Below are 21,599 nucleotides of genomic sequence, written 5' to 3' on the forward strand. Positions count from 1 at the left end.
GGAAGGTGGACGATGACCTCGGCGACCGTCCTGGCGATCGACCAGGGCACCTCGGGCACCAAGGCCCTCATGGTCTGCCCCGAGCGGGGGATCATCGGATCCGGGTACGCCGGCGTGCGCCCCCGCTACGGCGCTGGAGGCTCGGTCGAGCAGGACCCGATGGAACTGCTGCGGTCGGTGCTCGACGCCGGGCGCCGCGCCATCGCCGCGGCGGGCGAGCCCGTCGCGGCGGTCGGGCTGGCCAACCAGGGCGAGACCGTCCTCGCCTGGGATCCGGTGACCGGCGAACCCCTCACCGACGCCGTCGTCTGGCAGGACCGGCGCGCGCAGCCGGTCTGCGACGAGCTGGCCGGCGAGGCCGAGCGCCTCGCCCGGCTGAGCGGGCTGCCGCTGGACCCCTACTTCGCCGCGCCGAAGATGGCCTGGCTGCGCCGCAACCTCACCAGGGAAGGCGTCGTCACCACCAGCGACGCCTGGCTGGTCCACCGGCTCACCGGAGCCTTCGTCACCGACGCCTCCACCGCCTCGCGCACCATGCTCCTCGACCTGGACCGCACCGAATGGTCGCCGGAGGCGCTGGAGACCTTCGGCCTGCGGGACGAGCGGCTGCCCGAGGTCGTGGACGCGTCCGGTGCCTTCGGTGAGACCGGCGCCTTCACCGAGGCGGGCGGCTCCGGCGCGCTCGGCTCCTCCGGCGTGGCGAGCGCCGGCGGTTCGGGGCCCGCGGTGCCGCTGACCGGCCTCCTCGTCGACCAGCAGGCGGCGCTGCTCGCCCAGGGATGCCTGGAGGCGGGCACCGCGAAGTGCACCTACGGCACCGGCGCGTTCCTGCTCGCCAACGCCGGGCACCAGGCCGTACGCTCCTCGGCCGGCCTGGCGGCGTGCGTCGCCTGGCGGCTCGCCGGACGGCCGACGTACTGCCTGGACGGGCAGGTCTACACGGTCGCCTCCGCGGTCCGCTGGCTCACCGACCTCGGCGTCATCGGCGGAGCCGACGATCTGGACCGGCTCGGCGGCAGCGTCCCCGACGCCGGCGGGGTCACCTTCGTGCCCGCCTTCGCGGGTCTGGCCGCGCCCTCCTGGCGCGGCGGCGTACGGGCGTCCCTGACCGGGCTCGGCCTGGACATCACCCCCGCCCACATCGTGCGGGCGCTGTGCGACGGCATCGCCGCGCAGGTCGTCGAGCTGGCCGGCGCGATGGCGGGCGACCTCGGCCGTACGCCGTCCGTGCTGCGCGCCGACGGCGGGCTGACCCGCAGCAAGGTGCTCATGCAGACCCAGGCCGACCTGCTCCAGGCCCCGGTCGAGGTGTACGCCTCGCCCGACGCCACCGCGCTCGGCGTCGCCGCCGCCGCCAGGATGGGGCTGGACCCGTCCCTGCAGGTGGCGGACGCGACCGTACAGGGGCCGCCGTCGGCGGTCTACGAGCCGCGCGTCAGCGCCGACGAGGCCGCGCACCGGCTCGGCGCCTACGCGGCGGCGGTGCGCGCGCTGCTCGCCGACACCGGACCGAAGACGGAGGAGAACCGGTGAGCGAGGCCCCGGAGGACTCGGCGAGCCGAGTGACGCACGGCGTGGCGGATCCGGTGGATCCGGCGGGCCAGGCGGTGTACGACGTCGTGGTCGTCGGGGCGGGCGTCGTGGGCAGCGCGATCGCCCGCGAGCTCTCCCACCACGACCTGCGGGTCGCCCTGATCGACGCCGCCGACGACGTCGGGGAGGGCACGTCCAAGGCGAACACCGCGATCCTGCACACCGGCTTCGACGCGACCCCCGGGACACTGGAGTCGCGGCTGGTGCGTCGCGGCTACGAGCTGCTCAAGGACTACGCGGCCGCGACCGGCATCCCCGTCGAGCCGCTCGGCGCCCTGCTCGTCGCCTGGGACGCGGAACAGCTCGCCGCGCTGCCCGGCCTGCGGGCCAAGGCCGAGGCGAACGGCTATCCGCTGACGCGGATCATCGACGCCGACGAGGTCTACCGCAGGGAACCCCGGCTCGGCCCCGGCGCCCTCGGAGCCCTGGAGGTGCCGGGGGAGAGCATCATCTGCCCCTGGACCGCCACCCTGGCGTACGCCACCGAGGCCGTCCGCGCCGGAGTCGACCTGCGCCTTTCGACCCGGGTCGTGGACGTGGTCCCCGGACGTGACGGTACCCCGCACGAGATCCACACCGGCTGCGGCGTGCTGCGCGCCCGTCATGTGGTGAACGCCGCCGGCCTCTGGTCCGACGAGCTCGACCGGCGGTTCGGGCACCAAGGGTTCACCGTCACGCCGCGCCGCGGCGAGCTGATGGTCTTCGACAAGCTGGCCCGCCCGCTGGTGAACCACATCCTGCTTCCCGTCCCCACCTCGCGCGGCAAGGGCGTCCTGGTCGCCCCGACCGTGTACGGGAACGTCATGCTCGGCCCCACCGCCGAGGACCTGGACGACAAGACCGACACCGGCTCCTCGCCCGAGGGACTGCGGTTCCTCAGGGAGAAGGGCATGAAGATCATGCCCGAGCTCCTCCGGGAGCAGGTCACGGCGGTGTACGCCGGGCTGCGCGCCGCCACCGAGCACCGCGACTACCAGCTCCGCTCCCACCCCGAGCAGCGTTACGTCTGCGTGGGCGGCATCCGGTCCACCGGGCTGACCGCGTCCCTGGCCATCGCCGAGCATGTCATGGAGCTGCTCGCCGAGGCTGGGCTTCAAGCCGGGCCCGGCCGCGAGTCCGCGCCGCCCCGGATGCCCGGCATCGGAGAGGCGCTCCCGCGCCCGTACCAGCGGGCCTGCCTCATCGCCGACGACCCCGACTACGGGCGCGTCGTCTGCCACTGCGAGCGGGTGACCCGCGGCGAGATCCGCGACGCGATGCACGCGACCGTGCCGCCGCGCACGCTGGACGGCCTGCGCCGCCGCACCCGGGCGCTCAACGGCCGCTGCCAGGGGTTCTACTGCGGAGCCGAGGTACGCGATCTGTTCACCCACCCGCCCGCGCCCGGTCAGGCACCGCTCGGCGAGAGCGAGCACCGGGCATCGCCCGACGGGAGAGAGCCGGGTCGGGTGCCGCGCAACGGGAGCGGGCCGGATCGCGCGGTGCTCGGCGTCCAGGAGGCGGACGACGCCGGGGCCGGCGTGCGCGAGCGCGCCGTCGAGGTGCTCGTCGTCGGGGCCGGGCCGGCCGGTCTGGCCGCGGCCGCGGAGCTGGCCCGTGCGGGCGCCGGCCGGGTGGAGGTGCTTGACAGGGAAGAGCAGGCCGGAGGCGTCCCGCGCCATTCGCACCACACCGGCTACGGGATACGCGACCTGCGCCGCGTGATGACAGGGCCCGCCTACGCCCGCCACTACACCGAGCTCGCGGCCGCCGCCGGCGCCACCGTGCGTACCGGCGTCACGGCCACCGGATGGGCCGGCCCGCTCACGCTGGAGACGACCGGCCCCGGCGGCCTGGAGAGGATCACCGCCGGCGCGGTCGTCCTGGCCACCGGAGCGCGGGAGCGCCCGCGCAGCGCCCGGCTCGTCCCCGGTACACGCCCGGCCGGCGTCTACACGACCGGCATGCTCCAGCAGGCGGTGTACCTGCGCGGGCAGAGCGTCGGGAAGCGCGCGGTGATCGTGGGCGCCGAGCACGTCAGCTACTCCGCGGTGCTGACGCTGGACCACGCCGGGGTGCGGGTCGCCGCCATGGTCACCGACCTGCCTCGCCAGCAGTCCTACGCCGCCTTCCGGCTCGGCGCCGGGGTGCGCTACCGCTTCCCGCTGCTGACCGGGACCACGGTGACCGGGCTCGTCGGGCGGGCACGGCTCCAGGGAGTCGAGGTGCGGCGGGCCGACGGGCGCGTCGAGGTGATCGAGGCCGACACGATCGTGTTCACCGGCGACTGGATACCCGACCACGAGCTGGCACGGCGCGGCGGCCTGGACATCGACCCCGGGACCCTGGGGCCGTCCGTCGACACGGCCCTGCGGACCTCGGCCCCGGGGGTCTTCGCGGCGGGCAACCTTCTGCACCCGGTCGCGACGGCCGACGTGGTGGCGCTCGACGGCCGGCACGTCGCCCGTTCGGTCCTCGCGTTCCTCTCCGGCGGCCCCGGCGCCGCCGACGTTCCCGGCGTGCCGCTCGCCGTCCAGCAGCCGCTGCGCTGGGTGTCCCCGGGCCGCGTGGGACCGGACGGACCGCCGCCCCCGAGGGACCGGTTCACCCTGTGGACGACGCGGTTCGTGTCCCGGCCCACCATCGAGATCGTCCAGGATGGGCGGACGCTGCTCCGGCGCCACCCCCGGCGCACGCTCATACCGAACCGCCCGATCTCCATCCCGGCCGGATGGCGGACCACCGTCGACCCGGAGCGGGGCCCGGTCACGATCATCGTCACCTGATCGGCGAGGCTGCAGAGAGGGCGAGGTCGAGCCGCAGGCTGGCCGATCCGGCGTCGACGGTGAGCGCGACACGGGACACGTCCGAGCCATCCCCCGGCGGCCGGGTTTAGATCTCGCATAGTGAGGAAGCGGGAGTACCCAGGACCACACCAGTAGAGGAGAAGGCGGCCCATGGATGCCATCGTGCTGTTGAAGGACGACCACAAAACGGTCGAGAAGCTGTTCAAGCAGTTCGAGAAGGCGGGGGAGCGCGCCTACAAGGAGAAGCGGCAGATCGTCCAGCAGATCCTCCACGAGCTCACCACCCACGCCTACATTGAGGAGGAGATCTTCTACCCGACCGCTCGCAAGGACGTCCCCCAGACCGAGGACCACGTCCTCGAGAGCGTCGAGGAGCACCACGTCGTGGTGTGGATGCTGTCGGAGCTCAGGGACCTCGACCCGAAGGACGAGCGGTACGACGCCAAGGTCACCGTCCTGATGGAGAACGTCCGCCACCACGTGGAGGAAGAGGAGCAGGAGTGGTTCCCGCAGGTGCGGGAGGCCATGGGCCGCAAGAAGCTCCAGGAACTGGGCGAGCAGATGGAGAAGGCCAAGGCCGACGCGCCCGACGACCCGCTGGCGCTGCTAAGCGCCAGGAAGTAGGGCCCTTCCCGGTTCGGCGCCGGGAGGCGGAGCCCTTCCGGATCGAGCGCCAGGAGGGGGTAGGGCCGCCCGGGTGCGCGCCGGCCTGTGGCGGCGGTGGGTGGTCAGCCGGGATTGTTCGCGTGGGTCAGGGTCTCCCAGGCGACGAAGAGGCTGTTGGTGCCGGCGGGACGCTGCTGCTCGGTGAGGTGCGGGGCGCCGAGCGGGTCGCGTCAACCCCGACAAGCTCGAGTACCTGGATCGCCGGCTCACCGACGGCGGACGACCACCCGCCCGCCACGGCTCCGGCGGGTGACGTACATGGGAGAGGCGGCGTCCGGACGGTGGTCAGGCGGGCCGAAGCGGGCCGATGCCCCAGCGATGGGTGACGGACTCTCCGGGGGCCAGGCGGATGACGTCCTCGCCGCTGCGGAAGGCGTTCGGCGGGCAGCTCATCGGCTCCACGGCCAGCCCCTGGCGGCGGTGGTCCGGGGCGAGGGTGTCGCCCGTGAAGAGCTGGAGCCACTCGATGCCCTCGGTCACCCACAGCTCGACGCCGCGCGAGCCGTCCGCGGTGGTCAGCCGTACCCGTGCGAGCCCGTCGGCGTCGCGCGCCAGGCCCGTGAACGCCGTGTCGAGGGCGAGATCGCCGATCGGGCGCGGGGTGCGGAAGTCGTAGGTGGTGTACTGGACGCCGCGCCTGCCGACGGGGATCTTACGGTCGTTAACGGCGAGCCATTCGGCGGCCGGCAGCTGTAGCACGGCGCCGTCGACCGGCTCGCCGAGCGTCAGGTACGGATGGGCGCCGAAGCCGTACGGCGCGGCGGTGTCCCCGGCGTTCCGCGCCCCTATCTCGACCTCGAGGCCGGAGTCGCCCAGGGCGTAGGAGACGGTCAGGTCGAGGATGTGCGGGTAGCCGGCCTGCGGGAACAGCCGCAGGCCCAGCGATATCGAACTGTCGTCGCGCGAGAAGACCCGCCAGGGGAGCGTCCGGGTGAAGCCGTGCGCGGCGTTGCCCGACTTGGGCTCGGTCAGCGCGAGCTGCCGCTCCTGGCCGTCGAAGGTGTAGCGCCCGTCCTCGATGCGGTTCGGCCAGGGGAGCAGCGGCACGCCCGCCGAGCCGGGCGGCGACTCCTTCTCGGAGTAGCCGACGATGAGCGGCCGGCCGTCGTGCGTCAGACTCCGCAACCCCGCCCCGACCTCGGTGACGATGGCCCGGAAGCCGCCGCCCTCGATGGTGTGCTGGTCCCCGGTAGGCGCGATGCTCGTCACCCGCCAATTCATACCATCGCCCCCGCCGCCCGCCGCCACCACCTCCAGATCAAGGTCCCAGGTCCAGAACCAGGTCCACGTCCGGGTCCGGGTCCAGCGCCCCGCTTCCTTCAGCCCCCCTCGGCCACCGGCCACCGGTCCTCGCTCTCCGTGCGCTTTCCGATCCCTATCGTCCAGCCCGTGGGGCGTAGGGGGAGCCGGTGATCCGAGTGTGGGGCGGCAGTGGGGTCTCGCTGCCGGAGATGCGGTGTTTGTCTTGAATCAGGCGACATTAACGGTGTGGCAGACCTCCTTCCACCGCGACGACGGGGGCGATCACTCACCGGCCGCCCGAGGACGCACTGTCGGTCACTGCGGGGTGGGAGAACACGGCATGGACTCGATCATCATGCGGGAGGCGACCCGCGGCATGACCTCCGAGGTCCTCGACGAGGGGGCCAAACTGCTGCGGTTGTACGAGTTTCTGACCGGCCTGGGTGTGGCGGCCGAACTCCACGAGCACATGCCCGCGCTCCTCCTCCACCGGCCGGACGTGGGCCTGCCGCTGTGGGTCTTCGTCGGATACGGAGGCGCGTACTTCTCCTGGCAGTCCGCCGAGAAACGCCACCCGGTAGCGGACGTACCAGGCGCCGCCCTAGCCCTGGCCGACTACATCAACGGACGAGTCTTCTAACCCCAGCGACCCTAGATCGTGTCATGGGCGGCCCTCCACGCGCTTTCGCGTCGGTTCAGGCCCGGCCTCGCCATGCCGTCGTAGCGGATTACCTCATCGGGGATACCCGGTTCTTGTCGGAAGTACGGCGACACGCCCACTTATAGCAGTTTTATGCCGAAAAGAAGACTATGGGTAGTCGTTTCATAAAAAGTGGGAAACCGATGGTCGGGTGGCAGTAAGCGGCCGTCAGCCGTCGGCGACGGGACCTGTCTGTGGACGGCCGATTCGATTTCCACAGGGCTGGTCGGTTCGCCGTCGACGGTGCGGGGTGCTCGTAGACTGGCGCGATGACCTCCCTCGACAACGGCCTGGAAGCCGGCGACGCGCTGCGGGTGCTCGACCGCGTCTTCGGCTACAAGTCGTTCCGCGAAGGCCAGCAGGAGATCATCGACCACGTCGTCGCAGGTCAAGACGCCCTGGTGCTCATGCCGACCGGCGGCGGCAAGTCCCTGTGCTACCAGATCCCCGCGCTCGTGCGGCAGGGCGTCGGCGTCGTGGTCTCGCCGCTGATCGCCCTCATGCAAGATCAGGTGAATGCCCTGACGGCGCTCGGCGTGCGTGCGGGGTTCCTCAACTCCACGCAGGACGCCGACGAGCGGCGCGAGGTGGAGGCCGCCTTCCTCGCGGGCGAGCTCGACCTGCTCTACCTGGCGCCCGAGCGCCTGCGGGTCGACGCGACGTTGAGGTTGCTCGACCGCGGCAAGATCTCCCTGTTCGCGATCGACGAGGCCCACTGCGTGGCGCAGTGGGGGCACGACTTCCGGCCCGACTATCTGGCCCTGTCGATGCTGCACGAGCGCTGGCCCGACGTGCCGCGCATCGCGCTCACCGCGACCGCCACCCCGGCGACCCACGCGGAGATCGCCGCACGGCTCAACCTGCGGGACGCCCGCCATTTCGTGGCGAGCTTCGACCGGCCGAACATCCAGTACCGCATCGTGCCCAAGAGCGAGCCGAGGCGGCAGCTGCTGAAGCTCCTGCGCACCGAGCACGCCGGTGACGCGGGCATCGTCTACTGCCTGTCACGGGCCTCGGTCGAGAAGACCGCCGAGTTCCTGGTCGAGAACGGCATCGCCGCGCTGCCGTACCACGCGGGGCTCGACGCCCGCACCCGGGCCGCGAACCAGTCGCGTTTCCTGCGCGAGGACGGCCTGGTCATGGTCGCCACCATCGCGTTCGGCATGGGCATCGACAAGCCCGACGTGCGCTTCGTCGCCCACCTCGACCTGCCTAAATCCGTCGAGGGCTACTACCAGGAGACCGGCCGCGCCGGGCGTGACGGGCTGCCCTCCACCGCGTGGCTGGCCTACGGCCTCCAGGATGTCGTGCAGCAGCGCAAGATGATCGACACCTCCGAGGGTGACGACGCCCACCGCCGCCGCCTCGGCGCGCATCTCGACGCGATGCTGGCGCTCTGCGAGACGGTGGAGTGCCGCGGCGTGCGGATCCTGGCGTACTTCGGCCAGGAGGGCTCTGCCTGTGGCAACTGCGACACCTGCCTGTCGCCGCCGGAGTCCTGGGACGGGACGATAGCCGCGCAGAAGCTGCTGTCCACCGTGGTGCGGCTCATGCGTGAGCGGCGCCAGAAGTTCGGCGCCGGCCAGATCATCGACATCCTGCTCGGCAGGCAGACCCCCAAGGTCGTCCAGCACGGGCACGATTCGCTGACCGTGTTCGGCATCGGCACCGAGCTGAGCGAGGCCGAGTGGCGGGGCGTCGTGCGCCAGCTGCTGGCCCAAGGGCTGCTGTCGGTCGAGGGCGACTACGGCACCCTGGTGCTGACCGACGCGAGCGCCGAGGTGCTGGGCCGCAGGCGGGAGGTGCCGATGCGCCGCGACCCCGAACGTCCGGCCAAGGCCGCCAAGGTCGCCAAGGCCGCGCGCTCCGCTCCCACCGCCGACCTCCCCGAGGAGGCCGTGCCGGCCTTCGAACGGCTGCGCGCCTGGCGGGCCGCCACCGCCAAGGAGCAGGGCGTGCCCGCGTACGTCATCTTCCACGACGCGACCCTGCGCGAGATCGCCGCAGGGGCGCCTGCCTCCCTCGAAGAGCTGGGCAAGGTGAGCGGCGTCGGCGAGAACAAGCTGGCGAAGTACGGCCAGCAGGTTCTCGAGACGCTCACCGCCTGACACGCGCACGCGCCTCGCCGTGTGGCGCACCCCGCGGCATGGGCCGGCGAGGTGGGCCATACGGCGTGGTCATGCGTGAGGTCCGGAGGGGGTTACCTGACCTTGGTCCAGGTGTGCCCGATGAGGTCGTCCTTGGTCAGCTCGTCGACGTAGTCGCGGACGCTGCCGCCGCCGAGGCTCACCGGCGCCCAGTAGTGCCCGGCGCGGAACTTGCCGTAGTAGCTCGTCTTGATCCAGACGTTGAACGACATGGTGAGCTTGGTGTGGTTCAGCGAACGCACGACGCAGTAGATCTCGTAGTTGCCGGCGGCGTTCCGGCTATGAGTGCCACACGAAGCGCCACGCGGCTTTGTTACGAAACGCACCTTCGAGACGATGCCGCGCGGCAGATCCGTGGCGAGAACCAGCGTTTCGTCATCGATTTCATTCGGGTTTGCAACCTTGAAGGTGTAACGGGCGGGCCACCCTCTGCGTATCTCTTTGGGATACGTAACGGTGACCCGGGATCTGAGCTGCGTGGCCGTTTCCGCGGCGGACGAGCGCTCGGTTGAGGCCTGGGCGGCCGGGGGCGCCAGGAGGAATACGCCGGTGGCCAACGCGACGGGCAGGAGGAGTTTCCGCATGAATGCTTCTCCAAGGGGGAACGTCGAAACGGTGATGCAAGGTGTATAACGACCATAAGTGGCAGAGGTTCCCGATGTCCCCGGGTTTTCGTCCTCGGTATGAAAACGTGCTAAAGCCCTGCCACGTGGAGTGGCATCCGCGCCCCAGCTATCTCGGTCCGCCTCAGCGGCCCCATGAGGCCCACCGGCACTAAGGTGCACGGCACGAGGGTCACCGTTATGGGGTCATCGGCACGAGGGTTCACCGGCGCGAGGTCACCGACATGGGGTTCACCGGCATGCGGGTTCACCGGCACGAGGTCACCGGTCGCTCGGTGACCGCTCCGCTCGGGCGGGCGAGGCGGCGTCCCGCGACCACGGCAGCGCGGGCAGCCCGTGTCGCGTGCGCAGGAACATCCAGAACACCGGGGCGGCGAGCAGCACGGCGAGCAGCACCCAGACCGTGGCGGAGGTGCTGACGTCGAACATCTGCAGTGCCGAGGCGAGCAGCACGAATGCCAGCGCCCGCCTGATCAGCCCGCCGGGGGCGCGGGAGGAGATCCGCGAGCCGATGTAGACGCCGGGAATGGACCCCACCAGGAGCGCGGCGGTGACCGAGAGCTGGAAGTCGCCGAAGAGCAGGTGGCCGAGCGCCGCCGACATGACGAGCGGCACGGCCTGCACCAGGTCGGTGCCGACCAGCTGGTTGGCCTTGAGCACCGGATACACGGCCAGGAGCGCCACGATGATCAGCGAGCCGGAGCCGACGGAGGTCATGCCGACGACCAGCCCGCCGACGATCCCGATGATGACGGTCGGCACGGGGCGTACCGGGACGGAAGGCAACCCGGTCGCGGCGGGCTCGCCCGGCTCGGCGGTGCGCCGGCCGGTGGCCGGGGTGCGGCGCTCCGCCCGGTCCCTCATCGCGAGATAGCCCCGGATGGCCAGGCCGGTCGCCGCGATGAGCAGCGCGACCCCCAGGGCCTTCTGGATCACCTCTTGGACGTCCTTGCCGTCGCCCAGCGTCTTGGCGAGCAGCACCCCGCAGAACGCCGCCGGGATCGAACCGGCGCACAGCCAGCCCACTAGTTTGAGGTTGACGGTGCCCCTGCGGAGGTGGACCAGGCTGCCGACCGGTTTCATCACCGCCGCCGCCACCAGGTCGCTGGAGACGGCGGTCAGCGGAGGTACGCCGAAGAAGGTGACGAGCATGGGCGTCATCAGCGCGCCGCCCCCCATACCGGTCAACCCGACGACGATGGCGACCAGGAACGAGCCGATCGCCATGGTGAAGTCGAAGTGCACCTGACTAACCCTACCAAAACCATCGGAAAATCGGATTAGCACCCCCTCGGCGCGACGGAGACCATCACGCACCGACCTGGCGCGACGTCCACGAACACTCACCGCTTCCGCACCGTAACCCGGCGCCGCCTTCACCACACCACATCCCGCCGCACCGGCGCCGAAATGCATGCACACGGTGGGCTGAGAAGGGGGGCCACTCCTCTCCGCCGGCTGTGGTGGTGGGGTATTCCGCGCCGGGTTTGCCTCCGGCGACTGGAGCGCTGATCCCGCAAGCGGCTGACCTTGCCGCACGCCTGAGGTTCGCGCTAGGGGCGTGCACGGGCGGTCGAGTCGCGCACGACCAGCGTCGGCTGGAAGCGGATCTCCCGTGCTGGTGATCGTGGTTCTCCTCGTCGGGCACGCGTTCCCGGTACCGGCCGTGCCGTCAGACTCCGGCTGTGCCGTCAGGCTCCGGCTGTGCCGTCAGGCTCCGGTGGTCCCGTCGATGCCCTCGCGGAGGAAGTCGGCGTGCCCGTTGTGCCGGGCGTACTCGTGGATCAGGTGCAGCATGACCAGCCGCAGCGACACGTCCTCGCCCCATCTGGCGTTGTGGCGGACCACGTCCAGCGACTCCGCCTCCCGTTCGATGCGGCGCGCGTGCTGGACCTCCGTCTGCCAGGCGTCGAACGCCTCCGACCGCTTGGCGCCGCTCGCGTCGTACGCCACCTGGTAGTCACCCTCGTCCGACCACACCAGCGGGATGTCCTCCCCGTTGATCACGCGCCGGAACCAGGTGCGCTCCACCTCGGCCATGTGCCGCACCAGCCCGAGCAGTGACAGCGTCGAAGGCGGCATGGACCGGCGGCGCAGATCCTCCTCGGACAGGCCGTCGCACTTCATGGCGAGCGTGGCGCGATGGAAGTCGAGGAAGGAGCGCAACATCTCACGCTCACCGCCGATGAGCGGCGGGGAGATCCGTTCGGTGGTCATCCGTAGAGTCCTATCAGACAAGAAGCAGGCCGGCGCGGGCAGGCCGGTGAGACAGAGGACACCGTCCGCCACGCCGGTCATATGGACATCCTTCGCGAGCTCATCGACGGAGCGACCGGCGACCACCCTCCGGACTGACAGTGGTCATTCGCCGCGCCGGGCGCGGGCGCGGCGCTTGCCCTCGTGCATCGCCTGGACGCGGGCGACCGGGATGGTGTGCCCTTCCTCGATCAGGTCGGTGGGCAGTCGCTGCGGCGGGGGCATGAGCTCCGCCCATGGGTCACGGTCGGCGACCAGCCGTGCGGCGGTGTGGATCGTGAAGTCGGCAGGGGTGACCTGGGGCAGGTCCTCCCACGCGACCGGGAACGACACGGGCGTGCCCGGCCGGATGCGAGGGCTGTAGGCGGCCACCACCGTCGCCCCGCCCGCCCGGGTGGAGTCGAGGAACACCTTGCCGCCGCGGTCCTCGCGGATGAACGCCGTGGTGGCGAGCGCCGGGTCGACGCGTTCGGCCCGCGCGGCGAGGGCGCGGGTGGCCGCGGCCAGGTCTTCCACGGCGATCCCGGCCTCCACCGGCACGAAGATGTGCATCCCCTTCGCCCCACTGGTCTTCACCGCCCCCGCCAGCCCCGCGTCGTCGAGGGCCTGCCGGACCAGGTGGGCGGCTTGGACGGCGAGCGGGAACGCGTTCTCCTCCGGCGGGTCCAGGTCGAGCACGAGATGGGTGAAGTGGTCGCCGCGTACCAGCGCCGGGTGGTACTCCACCGCCCGCTGGTTGGCGAACCACAACAGGGGCCGGCGGTCGTCGCACAGGGCGTAGGACACCTGCCGGTGCGAGGCCTCCGCCCACACCGAGACCGTCCGCACCCAGGAGGGGGTGTACTTGGGGACGTTCTTCTGCATGAACGGTGCCTGGCCCGGCCGCACGCGCATCACCGACAGCGGCCGGTCTCGCAGGACCGGAATGACCCGCTCGTGAACCGCGTCCAGGTAGTCGACCAGATCCCGTTTCGTCGCGTTCGCCCCGTCGAACAGCGGCTGATCGAGATTGGTCAGCGGCACGCCGTCCCGGGTTTCATCGCTGGTCATCGGCCCACGATGCCCCCGTACGCACGGGAGGTCAACATCACGGGCGGTCGGGCGTTGCGAACCAGGCCACCCAGCGACGCTGCCAGGGGGTCTCGACCGCCCGGCGGTGGTAGTGCTCGCGTGCCCACCCGACGGCCTCTTCGGGAGAGAGACCCGTGAGGGTGGCCAGGCACGCCACGACGGTGCCGGTGCGGCCCACTCCGCCGCCGCATGCCACCTCGACGCGCAGGCCCGATCGCGCGTGGCCGTACAACCGGACGATGGACCCGGCGGCCGCGTGCCGGTCCACGGGCAGCAGGAAGTCCGGCCAGCGGATCCACTCGTGCGGCCAGACCAGAGCGGCCTCGTGCCGACGCCGCAGGCGCGGAGAGCCGAGGTAGAGCGCGAAGTCGGGGACCGGTCCGGCAGGAGCGGGATCGCGCAACCCCCGCCCGCGCACCCAGGTGCCGTCGGGGATCCGGATCGCGCCGGTGAGCGGTGCCGCCATGGAGTGATTGTGGCCCACGAGATGACCGTCCGGCGATGAGCACCCCGATGTTCGGGGCGGTCGCCGCGACCGGACTTCCGGCCGCGATCGCACCTGGCGCGATGAGCAGGTGCGCTCTTTGCCGATCATGTCGCCGACCCGGCGAGCAGCGGAGTCGCGACCGAGGCGCGAGCGGGTCCTCGGGTTCGCCCTGGATGGCGTGCGCGCCCTACCCGGGAAGTAGCCGGCAGGCGAAGACCTGGCCGGCGGCGGCGACCGCGCCGAACTGCTCGATGGTGACCCGCACGGGTATGTCGTCGCCGGGCGGCGCCTCTTCCCTGCGGGCGTGGACCAGGCAGTCGCCCCAGAGTTCCACGTAGCGGTCGAACGTCGCGTACATCTTCACGGGGGTGACGGGCAGGGGATGTGCGATCGCGAGGGTCGCCTGCCGCATGGCCTCCATGAGGGCCATGCCGGGAACATGGTCGAGGCCGTGGTCGAAGAGCACCGGATGGGCGGGGTCCACGCGGAGCAGCCAGGTGCCCTCCGTCCCGGTCGGCGCCAGGACGATGTCCCGTGCCCGGTCGCGGCCGACCAGCCGGGGGGCGACGGGCGCCGGCAGGGGGGAGTCCTCCGCCGGCCGTCCGGCGAGCACCGGCGCGCGCAACCGGTCGTGGGCCGCCTCGGACAGGCAGTCGAAGCTTCCGTCTCCCATCCCGACGAGCCGCCCGTCCCGGTAGAAGTCCACGTGCCCGCGCAGGCCCGCGAGGTTGCGTCCCCGGTGGCGTACCTGGCTGCGGGTGAACCGGAGCACCAGGTTGGTGGGGCCCGGACCGATGGCCAGGTTGGCGAGGTTCACCTCGTAGGACAGGTCCCACATGAGGAACCGCCGGTCGAGCGGGCAGTCCAGCTCGGCGTGGCTGACGACGAGCCCCGCTTGGCGGATGGTCTCGGCGACGAGCAGCGGATCGTGCCTGTCCCCGACCGGTCCGTATAAGCCGTGCGTGCGTGGCCACTGTGCCGCCAGGATGGAGGTCTTGTCGTCGAGGGGGCGCCAGCCGGTGATCATCACCTCGGATACCGCCGCACGGTGCACCAGCCGGCGGGAGACCGTCTGCTCGAAAAGCGCGGGGTCGACGGGCACGTCCATCACGTCGTGTGTAGCCATGGGTACTACCTCTCTAGAGCTTCTGCACATGAGGTGATCGGTGGCGTAGAATACCGACCGAGCGGTTTTTTTCAGGAGGATGTACTTCCGTAATGGCGAAACAGGCACGGGCACTGGCCACCAGACAGCGCATCCTCGAAGGCGCCGCCGAGGTGTTCGAGGAGTACGGCTACGCGGCGACGACGATGGCGGTGATCCTCCAGCGCTGCGGGGTGACAAAGGGGGCGCTCTACTTCCACTTCGCCTCCAAGGAGGAGCTGGCCAGGGCGATCCTCGCCGCCGATGAGAAGCTGCTGAGCGCGCTGGTCTCCGGTGACGCGCCTCCCCTCCAGCTCCTCATCGACGCGAGCCACGGGTTCGCGTCCGAGCTGCAGGACAACGTCATCTCCAGGGCGAGCGTCCGCCTCGCGATCGAGCACGGCACCTTCTCCAAGGGCGACTTCACCACCCATGTGATGTGGCAGGGCGGCGCGAGGGAACTGCTGGAGAAGGCCCGGCAGCAGGGCGACCTGCGGCCGGAGGTCGACATCGACGCGCTGGCCGGCACCGTGGTCGCGGCCTTCACCGGCGCTCAGATCGTGTCGCAGGCCATGACGGGCCGGCGCGACCTGCGGCAGAGGCTCACGCACTTCTGGACATTTCTGCTCCCCGGCATCGTGCCGGACGCCAGGGTCTCCCGGTTCGATCCCGCCGGGGCCTCCTCCACCGGCCCCGCCGGAGCGTCCGGGAGTTCCGCCGGCGCCGACGAGCCCGTGCGGGGCGGCTACACCAGGGTGTAGCCGCCGTCCACGGGCAGCGTCACGCCGGTCACGAAGGACGCACGGTCGCTGGCGAGCCAGGCGGCCGCCTCGGCGACCTCCTCCGGTCCGGCGGTCCTGCCCTGGGGTGTCATCGCGTGCAGCGCCTCCTCCATCCCTGGCCGCAGGGCGAACCACGCCTCGATCATCTCCGACCTGGTGGTCCCGGGCGCGATCGCGTTCACCCGGATCCGGTGCTCCGCGTACTCCGCGGCGGCGGCTCTGGTGATGCCGACGACCGCGTGCTTGGAGATCACGTAGGGCGCCGCCACCGGGGTGGCGACCAGGCCGCCGACGCTGCTGGTGTTCACGATCGAACCGCCGCCGCCGGCCAGCATCTGGGTGATCTGCCGGCGCATGCAGTGCCAGACGCCGCGCAGGTTGACGTCGAGGACGGCGTCGAGCGCCGTGTCGTCCATCAGATGCATGGGGGACCGCTCCATCCCGAGCCCCGCGTTGTTGAACCCGACATCGAGCCGCCCGTATTCATGGACGGCGGTGGAGACGGCGCGGTCGACGTCCGCCGGGCGGGTCACATCGGTCACCGAATAGGCGGCCTCGAAACCCTTTCCCCGTAATTCGTCGACCAGGTCGCTCAATTCCCGTTCTCGTCGCGCCGCGAGCACGACCGCGGCGCCTTCACGGGCGAATACTCGCGCCGCCGCCGCGCCGATGCCGCTGCTGGCCCCGGTGATCAGGGCCACCTTTCCCGATAAGATACCCGACATATACGTATTGTGACTATGCCTTCATCGGGCTGACAATATGCCCCGCGTTTAAATCATGTGAATTCTTGAGAACGTGCGGCCGATTAAGTTATGGCTTTTCGGGCTTTATGTGCTGGCGCGATATCGGTGCATGAGCGCCACGGCCATCGCCCCCTCGCCCACCCCCGACGCGACCCGCTTGACCGAGCGGGAGCGCACGTCGCCCGCCGCGAAGACACCGGGAACGCTGGTCTCCAGCAGGTACGGCTCGCGCTCCAGGCTCCAGGCTTCGCCGGGCACGTCCGAGCCGGTCAGCACGAAACCGTGGTCGTCCCGCTCCACCAGGCCGTCCAGCCACTCGGTGCGCGGCCGGGCGCCGATGAAGGTGAAGACGAAGCGGACCGGCTCCTCGGCCGTCTCGCCGGTGGCCACGTCGGCGAGCGTGGCCCGCTCCAGGTGCTCCTCCCCGGAGAACTCCACGACCCGGGTCCCGAGGCGGACCTCGATGGCGGGGGTCCTGCGGATCTCGTCCACGAGGTACTGGGACATCCCCGCCTCCAGCGAGTCCGCCCGGATCAGCATGGTGACCTTGCGCGCGTACTTCGCGAAGTGCAGTGCCGCCTGCCCGGCCGAGTTGGCGCCGCCGACGACGTGGACGTGCTCGGAGGCGCATGACTGGCTCTCGGTCGTGGCGGCGCCGTAGTACAGGCCGGCGCCGGCGAAGCGGTCCGCGCCGGGAACGTCCAGCCGGTTGTAGGACACCCCCATGGCCAGCAGGACGATCTCGGCGCTGATCTCGGTGCCGTCGGCCAGCGTGATGACGCGCGCCGGATCGGCCCTGCGCAGGCTCGTGACCTCCACCGGATACAGCAGCTCGGCCCCGAACCTGCGGACCTGCGAGACCGCCCGGCGGGCCAGGTCGCTGCCGGCCAGGCCGGTGGGGAACCCCAGGTAGTTCTCGATCAGGCTGGACGTGCCCGCCTGCCCGCCCGGCACGTCGGAGTCGACCATCAGGGTCGACAGCCCTTCGGAGGCGGAGTAGACGCCGGCCGCCAGCCCGGCGGGGCCCGCCCCGATGATCACGGTCTCGTAGTGGGGGCGCGCGGCGATCGTCGGCAACCCGAGGCGCTCGGCGAGCTGGGCGCTGGTCGGCGCCGCCAGATGGTCGCCCTCGGTGAACAGCACGAGGGGGAGGGCGTCCCGCCGTCCCTCGGCCAGCCGCCGCGCCTCCGGGTCGAGGTCGACGTCCAGGAACCGGAACGGCTGCTCGTTGCGCGTCAGGAAATCCCTGACGGCGTGGGTCGCGGGAGAGATCGGGATGCCGATGACCTTGATGCCCTGGTAGGCGGACCGGTGGGAGGCCAGCCAGTCGGACAGGAGGTCGTCGAGCACGGGGAACAGGCGCTCCTCCGGCGGATCCCAGGGCTTCATCAGGTAGTGGTGCAGCCTGACCCGGTTGATCGCCGTGATCGCGGCGTCGGTGTCGGCGTACGCGGTGAGCAGCACCCGCCTGGCGTCGGGGAACCTCGCCCCCGCCTCCAGCAGGAACTCCACGCCGAGCATCTCCGGCATCCGCTGGTCGACCAGGAACAACGCGGGGTCGTGGCCGCGCTCGTCCAGCGCGTCGAGGATGTCCAGCCCTTCCTTGCCGGACGACGCGCCAAGGATCCGGTAGCGACCGGAGTACGTGCTGCGCAGGTCGCGCCGGACGGCCCTGAGCACCTGGGGATCGTCGTCCACCGCGAGGATCACCGGCTTGCCGGTCTCGTCGCTCACCTCGGTCCGGCCTCCTCCACGTGCGAACACCGCGGCCATGGCGGCCTCCCGAATCGCTGCGTGCGCCAACAGAGAACTCTCAGCGTAGGTACCCGCCCCGATCGGCGGTCGCGGACCTGATTTAGTCCCGCGAATCCGCCCCGCCGGCCGATCCTGCGACGCCGTACCCGACAAAGTGCGACCGGATGCTTTGACCGCCCGGCGGCCCGATGCGACGCTCCGCATCATCCGGCGTGAGAGGAGCCACCATGGGTACCACCCGCCTGCTCCCCGAGGAGCTGCGCGCCCATCCGCTCTTCGACGGCCTGACCGGGGAGCAGTACGACTGGCTCGCCGAGAAGGGCCGCCTGCGCGAGCTGGCCGACGGCGAGGTGCTCTTCTCCGAGGGCGCTCCGGCGCGGTTCTTCGTCGTGCTGCTCGACGGCGAGCTGCTCATCTCCAAGGTGGTCGACGACAGGGACGAGGTGCTCGCCCGGCACTCGACCCGGGCCGGCGGGGAGACCCGGGCCCGTCTCGCGCACACCTTCACCGGCGAGCTCTGCGTGCTGGCCGGCGACGCCTACCTGGCCACGGCGACCTCCGTAGGGCGCGGCCGCGTCGCCCTGTACGACAGGGACGCCTTCCTCCAGATGCTGGTGCGCACCCCTCAGGTGTCGGAGATGGTGATCCCCGTCCTGGCGCTCCGCGCCCAGGACATGATCGTCAGCGGCGGGCGGCGGTCCACGCTGGCCTCCCTCGGCACCCTCGCGGCCGGCATCGCCCACGAGTTGAACAACCCCGTCTCCGCCGTGACCCGCGCGATCGGCGAGCTCGACGCCGCCGTCGCCGAGCTGGAGGCGACGGCCGAGACCTGGGGCCGGACCGCGACGGAGGCGGAGCGCGAGGCCGTACGGGCCGCGCGGCACGACTGGCTCGGCCGCCCGCGCGGCTCCGGCCCCGGAGACGCGCTCGGCATGAGCATGCTGGAGGAGGAGCTCCAGGACTGGCTGGAGGATCACGGGCTCGCCGACGCGGCGGCCCTGGCCGCCCTGCTGGCCGAGCGTGGCCTGGACGCCGGATGGCTGGAGGCGCTCACGCGCGGGATGCGGGCCGACCACGTCCCCGCCGCGCTGCGCTACCTGTCGGAGAGCCTCCGGGTGCGCTCGTGCGTCGTGGACGTACGGGACGCGGGCACACGGGTCTCGGCGATCGTCAGGAACACCAAGGAGTACACCAACCTGGACCGCGCCCCGGAAGCCGACGTCGACGTGCGCGAAGGCCTGGAGTCGACGCTGGCGATGCTCCGCCCTCGGCTGGCGGGCGTCACGGTGGTCCGTGACTACGCGCTGCCGCTGCCCCGCGTGCCCGGCTACCCGACCGAGCTCAACCAGGTGTGGACCAACCTGATCGACAACGCGGCCGGGGCGCTGGGCGGCAGCGGCGAGCTGCGGATCAGCGTGCGCGGTGAGGGGAGCTGCGTGCTGGTCGAGGTGGCCGACACGGGACCCGGCATCGCTCCCGAGGTGCTTGCGAGGGTGTTCGAGCCGTTCTTCACCACCAAGGACATCGGCGCGGGCACCGGGCTCGGCCTCCATCTGTCCCACCGCATCGTCACCAGGCGGCACCGCGGGTCCATCACGGTCCGCTCGCGGCCCGGGGACACCCGCTTCCACGTCAGGCTTCCCGGGGCCGGTGCCTGATCTCCGCCCAGGTGAGCAGGGTCAGCAGACCGGCCACAGAGGCGGTCTCGGCGAGCGGGGAGAAGGCCGTGGACGCCAGGCCCAGCGACACCGCGCTCACGGCGGCCGTGACCCGGATGGCGACGAGCCTTCTGGCGAGCGGCCGGCGGATGACCAGGTGCGCGGCGGTCGTCGCGAGCAGGAACACGGCCGCCCCGCCGGTGAGGGCGAGGCCGGCGTTCGCCGGGAGGTGGTCGGCGCCGGCGTGTTCGATGAGCACCTCCGACCCGACCGCGGTGGCCGCCAGCCCGGCGAAGATGGGCAGGTGGCCGTACCCGTAGGCGAACCCGCGTACCAGAGACGACCGGCCGCTGGTTAGCGCGTTGATGATCACACGGTGGTCGACGTGCTCGAAGTAGACCCACCACAGGCACGCGGCGATCACGAACGCGAAGAACGCGACGGGAAGCGCGGTGGGCGTCGAGGTGGTCCCCCGCGCGCCCCAGGCGACGGCGATCACCGACTCGCCGAGCACGATCAGGGTGAACAGGCCGAGCCGCTCCGGCAGGTGGGAGGCGTGCGCCGGCGGCGAGGCCACCGACAGGTACGCCATGAACGGCGTGGCGATCTCGACCACCAGCGCGAGCGCCCACAGGGCCAGGTGCCACGGCGCGGGGACGGCCACCGAGAGCAGCCAGAGTGCTCCGCCGCACCCGAACCCCGCGACGTAGATGCCGCAGAGCCGGTGGAGCGCGGGGTTGCGCGCCGCGCTTCCGGACCCGGCGCGGCGCGCGTAGCCGTATAGCCCGGCGAGGATCGCCTGGAGGACGGCGTTGGCGAGCGCGAAGCCGTGCGCCCCGCCGGCGCCGCCCTCCGCGGGGGCCATGGCGACGCCGATCGTGCTCGCGAGCACCAGCGACCCGAACATCCCGGCCAGCAGGGCGATGCGGAAGGGCGTCGCCTCCGTCTCGAACAGATCGGCGTAGTAGGCGAAGCTCATCCACACCCACCACACCGGGACGAACAGCGCGCAGAACACCAGGAGCCCATGGAGCGTCAGGTCTTCATGCAGCAGGCGTGCCAGCTCGGAGACGGCCGCGACGAAGACCAGATCGAAGAACAGCTCCAGCCACGAGGCGTGCGTCGCCTCGGTGGAGCCCGCCAGGTAGCGCAGCGTGGGGGAGCGGCCGATGTTCACAGACCTCCTACGGTGGGACGGTGCGCGGTCAGGACAGTACGAGCTCGGCGGGCACCTGCCCCGCGGGGAGGTCCACCAGCCGGAGCACGGCCCCGGCGATGTCCTCCGGGCGGAGCATCGACGACCGGGGCGCCCAGGAGCGCGCCCAGTCGGCCATCGGCGTGTCCACCAGTCCGGGGCAGATCGCGCACGCGGCCACGCCTTCTCCCAGGAGCTCCTGGTGGAGGGCGGCCGTGAAGCCCACCACGCCGAACTTGGCCGCGCAGTACAGGGAGAACCCGGCGTCGGCGCGCTTGCCGGAGATCGAGGCGATGTTGGCGATGAGGGGCCGCCCGTCGCGCGCGACCTTGCGCAGGTACGGCAGCGCGGCCTGGCAGAACAGGATCGTGGCGCGCAGGTCGACGTCCAGCACCTCGGCCACCGTGGCCGCGCTGTAGGAGTCGAAGGGGCCGGCGGCCAGCACGCCGGCGCTGTTGACCAGCACGTCGAGCCGCCCCCACCGCTCGACGTGCGCGGCGACCGCCGCCTGCGCGGCCTCGGGGGCGGCGACGTCGGCGACCACGGCGTGCACGGCGGCCTCGCCGGTCGCGGAGGACCCCCGGCCGGCGACCGCGGCGCCGAGCCGGTCGGCGGCGCCGCGGAGCCTGCCCGGGTCCCTGCCGAGCACCGTGACCGCGAACCCGCGCGCGACCAGGGCGCCGGCCACGGCCAGGCCTATCCCGCTCGAACCGCCGGTCACGAGTGCCGCGTGCCTGGGGGAGTTCAT

19 protein-coding genes are annotated in these 21,599 nt (G+C 71.6%); 8 read left to right on the forward strand and 11 right to left on the reverse strand.

Annotated features, from left to right (window positions below):
* The first annotated feature begins 12 nt into the window (after positions 1–12).
* The 3 genes from MYF83_RS20715 to MYF83_RS20725 all read left to right on the forward strand — a co-directional run bounded on the left by MYF83_RS20715 (position 13) and on the right by MYF83_RS20725 (position 5,003).
* Positions 13–1,533, forward strand: coding sequence for an FGGY family carbohydrate kinase (locus MYF83_RS20715; protein WP_248962159.1), 1,521 nt, complete (start codon positions 13–15; stop codon positions 1,531–1,533).
* Positions 1,530–4,358 (forward strand): FAD-dependent oxidoreductase, encoded by a 2,829-nt coding sequence (locus MYF83_RS43845; protein WP_248962160.1) that lies wholly within the window; start codon positions 1,530–1,532, stop codon positions 4,356–4,358. The genes MYF83_RS20715 and MYF83_RS43845 overlap by 4 nt, the downstream gene beginning before the upstream one ends.
* 171 nt (positions 4,359–4,529) lie before the next feature.
* Positions 4,530–5,003, forward strand: coding sequence for a hemerythrin domain-containing protein (locus MYF83_RS20725; protein WP_248962161.1), 474 nt, complete (start codon positions 4,530–4,532; stop codon positions 5,001–5,003).
* 327 nt (positions 5,004–5,330) lie between these two features.
* On the opposite strand, the gene MYF83_RS20730 is transcribed toward MYF83_RS20725, so the two are convergent.
* A complete protein-coding gene (locus tag MYF83_RS20730) occupies positions 5,331–6,254 on the reverse strand; it encodes an aldose 1-epimerase family protein (protein WP_248962162.1) in 924 nt (307 codons plus the stop codon).
* 373 nt (positions 6,255–6,627) lie between these two features.
* Here MYF83_RS20730 and MYF83_RS20735 point away from each other — a divergent pair, with 373 nt between their 5' ends.
* Positions 6,628–6,927 carry a hypothetical protein gene (locus MYF83_RS20735; protein ID WP_248962163.1) on the forward strand — a complete coding sequence of 100 codons (300 nt, stop codon included), beginning with the start codon at positions 6,628–6,630 and terminating at the stop codon, positions 6,925–6,927.
* Positions 6,928–7,256: 329 nt separating this feature from the next.
* A complete protein-coding gene (recQ, locus tag MYF83_RS20740; RefSeq protein WP_248962164.1) occupies positions 7,257–9,095 on the forward strand; it encodes a DNA helicase RecQ in 1,839 nt (612 codons plus the stop codon).
* Positions 9,096–9,187: 92 nt separating this feature from the next.
* On the opposite strand, the gene MYF83_RS20745 is transcribed toward recQ, so the two are convergent.
* The 3 genes from MYF83_RS20745 to MYF83_RS20755 form a co-directional block, all read right to left on the reverse strand.
* The gene (locus tag MYF83_RS20745) at positions 9,188–9,718 is read right to left on the reverse strand and encodes a hypothetical protein (protein ID WP_248962165.1); all 531 of its coding nucleotides are present in this window, start codon (positions 9,716–9,718) and stop codon (positions 9,188–9,190) included.
* Between the two features lie 300 nt (positions 9,719–10,018).
* Positions 10,019–11,002, reverse strand: a complete 984-nt coding sequence (locus tag MYF83_RS20750; protein ID WP_248962166.1) for a sulfite exporter TauE/SafE family protein — start codon at positions 11,000–11,002, stop codon at positions 10,019–10,021.
* A gap of 465 nt (positions 11,003–11,467) precedes the next feature.
* Complete coding sequence (locus MYF83_RS20755; RefSeq protein WP_248962167.1) at positions 11,468–11,974, reverse strand: DinB family protein; 507 nt, start codon at positions 11,972–11,974, stop codon at positions 11,468–11,470.
* Between the two features lie 12 nt (positions 11,975–11,986).
* On the opposite strand from MYF83_RS20755, the gene MYF83_RS44370 reads away from it, so the two are divergent.
* A complete protein-coding gene (locus MYF83_RS44370) occupies positions 11,987–12,112 on the forward strand; it encodes a mycothiol transferase (RefSeq protein ID WP_372500206.1) in 126 nt (41 codons plus the stop codon).
* Positions 12,113–12,118: 6 nt separating this feature from the next.
* Here the strand turns inward: MYF83_RS44370 and MYF83_RS20760 are convergent, their stop codons facing one another.
* The 3 genes from MYF83_RS20760 to MYF83_RS20770 all read right to left on the reverse strand — a co-directional run bounded on the left by MYF83_RS20760 (position 12,119) and on the right by MYF83_RS20770 (position 14,697).
* Positions 12,119–13,063 (reverse strand): DNA polymerase domain-containing protein, encoded by a 945-nt coding sequence (locus MYF83_RS20760; RefSeq protein ID WP_248962168.1) that lies wholly within the window; start codon positions 13,061–13,063, stop codon positions 12,119–12,121.
* A 37-nt stretch (positions 13,064–13,100) separates the two neighbouring features.
* Positions 13,101–13,550, reverse strand: coding sequence for a phosphatase domain-containing protein (locus MYF83_RS20765; RefSeq protein WP_248962169.1), 450 nt, complete (start codon positions 13,548–13,550; stop codon positions 13,101–13,103).
* 208 nt (positions 13,551–13,758) lie between these two features.
* Positions 13,759–14,697, reverse strand: coding sequence for a ScbA/BarX family gamma-butyrolactone biosynthesis protein (locus MYF83_RS20770; protein ID WP_248962170.1), 939 nt, complete (start codon positions 14,695–14,697; stop codon positions 13,759–13,761).
* A gap of 92 nt (positions 14,698–14,789) precedes the next feature.
* Between MYF83_RS20770 and MYF83_RS20775 the strand changes: the two genes are divergently transcribed.
* Entirely contained in the window at positions 14,790–15,476 is a 687-nt protein-coding gene (locus tag MYF83_RS20775) for a ScbR family autoregulator-binding transcription factor (RefSeq protein WP_248962171.1), read from the forward strand.
* Here MYF83_RS20775 and MYF83_RS20780 read toward each other — a convergent pair.
* A complete protein-coding gene (locus MYF83_RS20780; RefSeq protein ID WP_248962172.1) occupies positions 15,461–16,222 on the reverse strand; it encodes a glucose 1-dehydrogenase in 762 nt (253 codons plus the stop codon). The two genes, MYF83_RS20775 and MYF83_RS20780, sit on opposite strands and share 16 nt — an antisense overlap.
* Positions 16,223–16,327: 105 nt before the next feature.
* The gene (locus MYF83_RS20785; protein WP_248962173.1) at positions 16,328–17,977 is read right to left on the reverse strand and encodes an FAD-dependent oxidoreductase; all 1,650 of its coding nucleotides are present in this window, start codon (positions 17,975–17,977) and stop codon (positions 16,328–16,330) included.
* A 248-nt stretch (positions 17,978–18,225) separates the two neighbouring features.
* Between MYF83_RS20785 and MYF83_RS20790 the strand changes: the two genes are divergently transcribed.
* The gene (locus MYF83_RS20790; RefSeq protein ID WP_248962174.1) at positions 18,226–19,656 is read left to right on the forward strand and encodes a sensor histidine kinase; all 1,431 of its coding nucleotides are present in this window, start codon (positions 18,226–18,228) and stop codon (positions 19,654–19,656) included.
* Here the strand turns inward: MYF83_RS20790 and MYF83_RS20795 are convergent.
* Both MYF83_RS20795 and MYF83_RS20800 read right to left on the reverse strand, forming a co-directional pair.
* Positions 19,631–20,833 (reverse strand): low temperature requirement protein A, encoded by a 1,203-nt coding sequence (locus MYF83_RS20795; protein ID WP_248962175.1) that lies wholly within the window; start codon positions 20,831–20,833, stop codon positions 19,631–19,633. The genes MYF83_RS20790 and MYF83_RS20795 overlap by 26 nt on opposite strands.
* Positions 20,834–20,861: 28 nt before the next feature.
* A complete protein-coding gene (locus tag MYF83_RS20800) occupies positions 20,862–21,599 on the reverse strand; it encodes an SDR family oxidoreductase (protein WP_248962176.1) in 738 nt (245 codons plus the stop codon).

Origin of the sequence: Sphaerisporangium perillae (genome assembly GCF_023276435.1) — a bacterium.
GTDB lineage: Bacteria > Actinomycetota > Actinomycetes > Streptosporangiales > Streptosporangiaceae > Sphaerisporangium > Sphaerisporangium perillae.

Coding starts and splice junctions, on each gene's coding strand:
- recQ (WP_248962164.1), top strand. CDS start 7,257: ATGACCTCCCTCGACAACGGCCTGGAAGCCGGCGACGCGCTGCGGGTG.
- MYF83_RS20775 (WP_248962171.1), top strand. CDS start 14,790: ATGGCGAAACAGGCACGGGCACTGGCCACCAGACAGCGCATCCTCGAA.
- MYF83_RS20755 (WP_248962167.1), bottom strand. CDS start 11,974: ATGACCACCGAACGGATCTCCCCGCCGCTCATCGGCGGTGAGCGTGAG.
- MYF83_RS20735 (WP_248962163.1), top strand. CDS start 6,628: ATGGACTCGATCATCATGCGGGAGGCGACCCGCGGCATGACCTCCGAG.
- MYF83_RS20780 (WP_248962172.1), bottom strand. CDS start 16,222: ATGTCGGGTATCTTATCGGGAAAGGTGGCCCTGATCACCGGGGCCAGC.
- MYF83_RS20760 (WP_248962168.1), bottom strand. CDS start 13,063: ATGACCAGCGATGAAACCCGGGACGGCGTGCCGCTGACCAATCTCGAT.
- MYF83_RS20765 (WP_248962169.1), bottom strand. CDS start 13,550: ATGGCGGCACCGCTCACCGGCGCGATCCGGATCCCCGACGGCACCTGG.
- MYF83_RS20715 (WP_248962159.1), top strand. CDS start 13: ATGACCTCGGCGACCGTCCTGGCGATCGACCAGGGCACCTCGGGCACC.
- MYF83_RS20745 (WP_248962165.1), bottom strand. CDS start 9,718: ATGCGGAAACTCCTCCTGCCCGTCGCGTTGGCCACCGGCGTATTCCTC.
- MYF83_RS20770 (WP_248962170.1), bottom strand. CDS start 14,697: ATGGCTACACACGACGTGATGGACGTGCCCGTCGACCCCGCGCTTTTC.
- MYF83_RS20800 (WP_248962176.1), bottom strand. CDS start 21,599: ATGAACTCCCCCAGGCACGCGGCACTCGTGACCGGCGGTTCGAGCGGG.
- MYF83_RS20725 (WP_248962161.1), top strand. CDS start 4,530: ATGGATGCCATCGTGCTGTTGAAGGACGACCACAAAACGGTCGAGAAG.
- MYF83_RS20790 (WP_248962174.1), top strand. CDS start 18,226: ATGGGTACCACCCGCCTGCTCCCCGAGGAGCTGCGCGCCCATCCGCTC.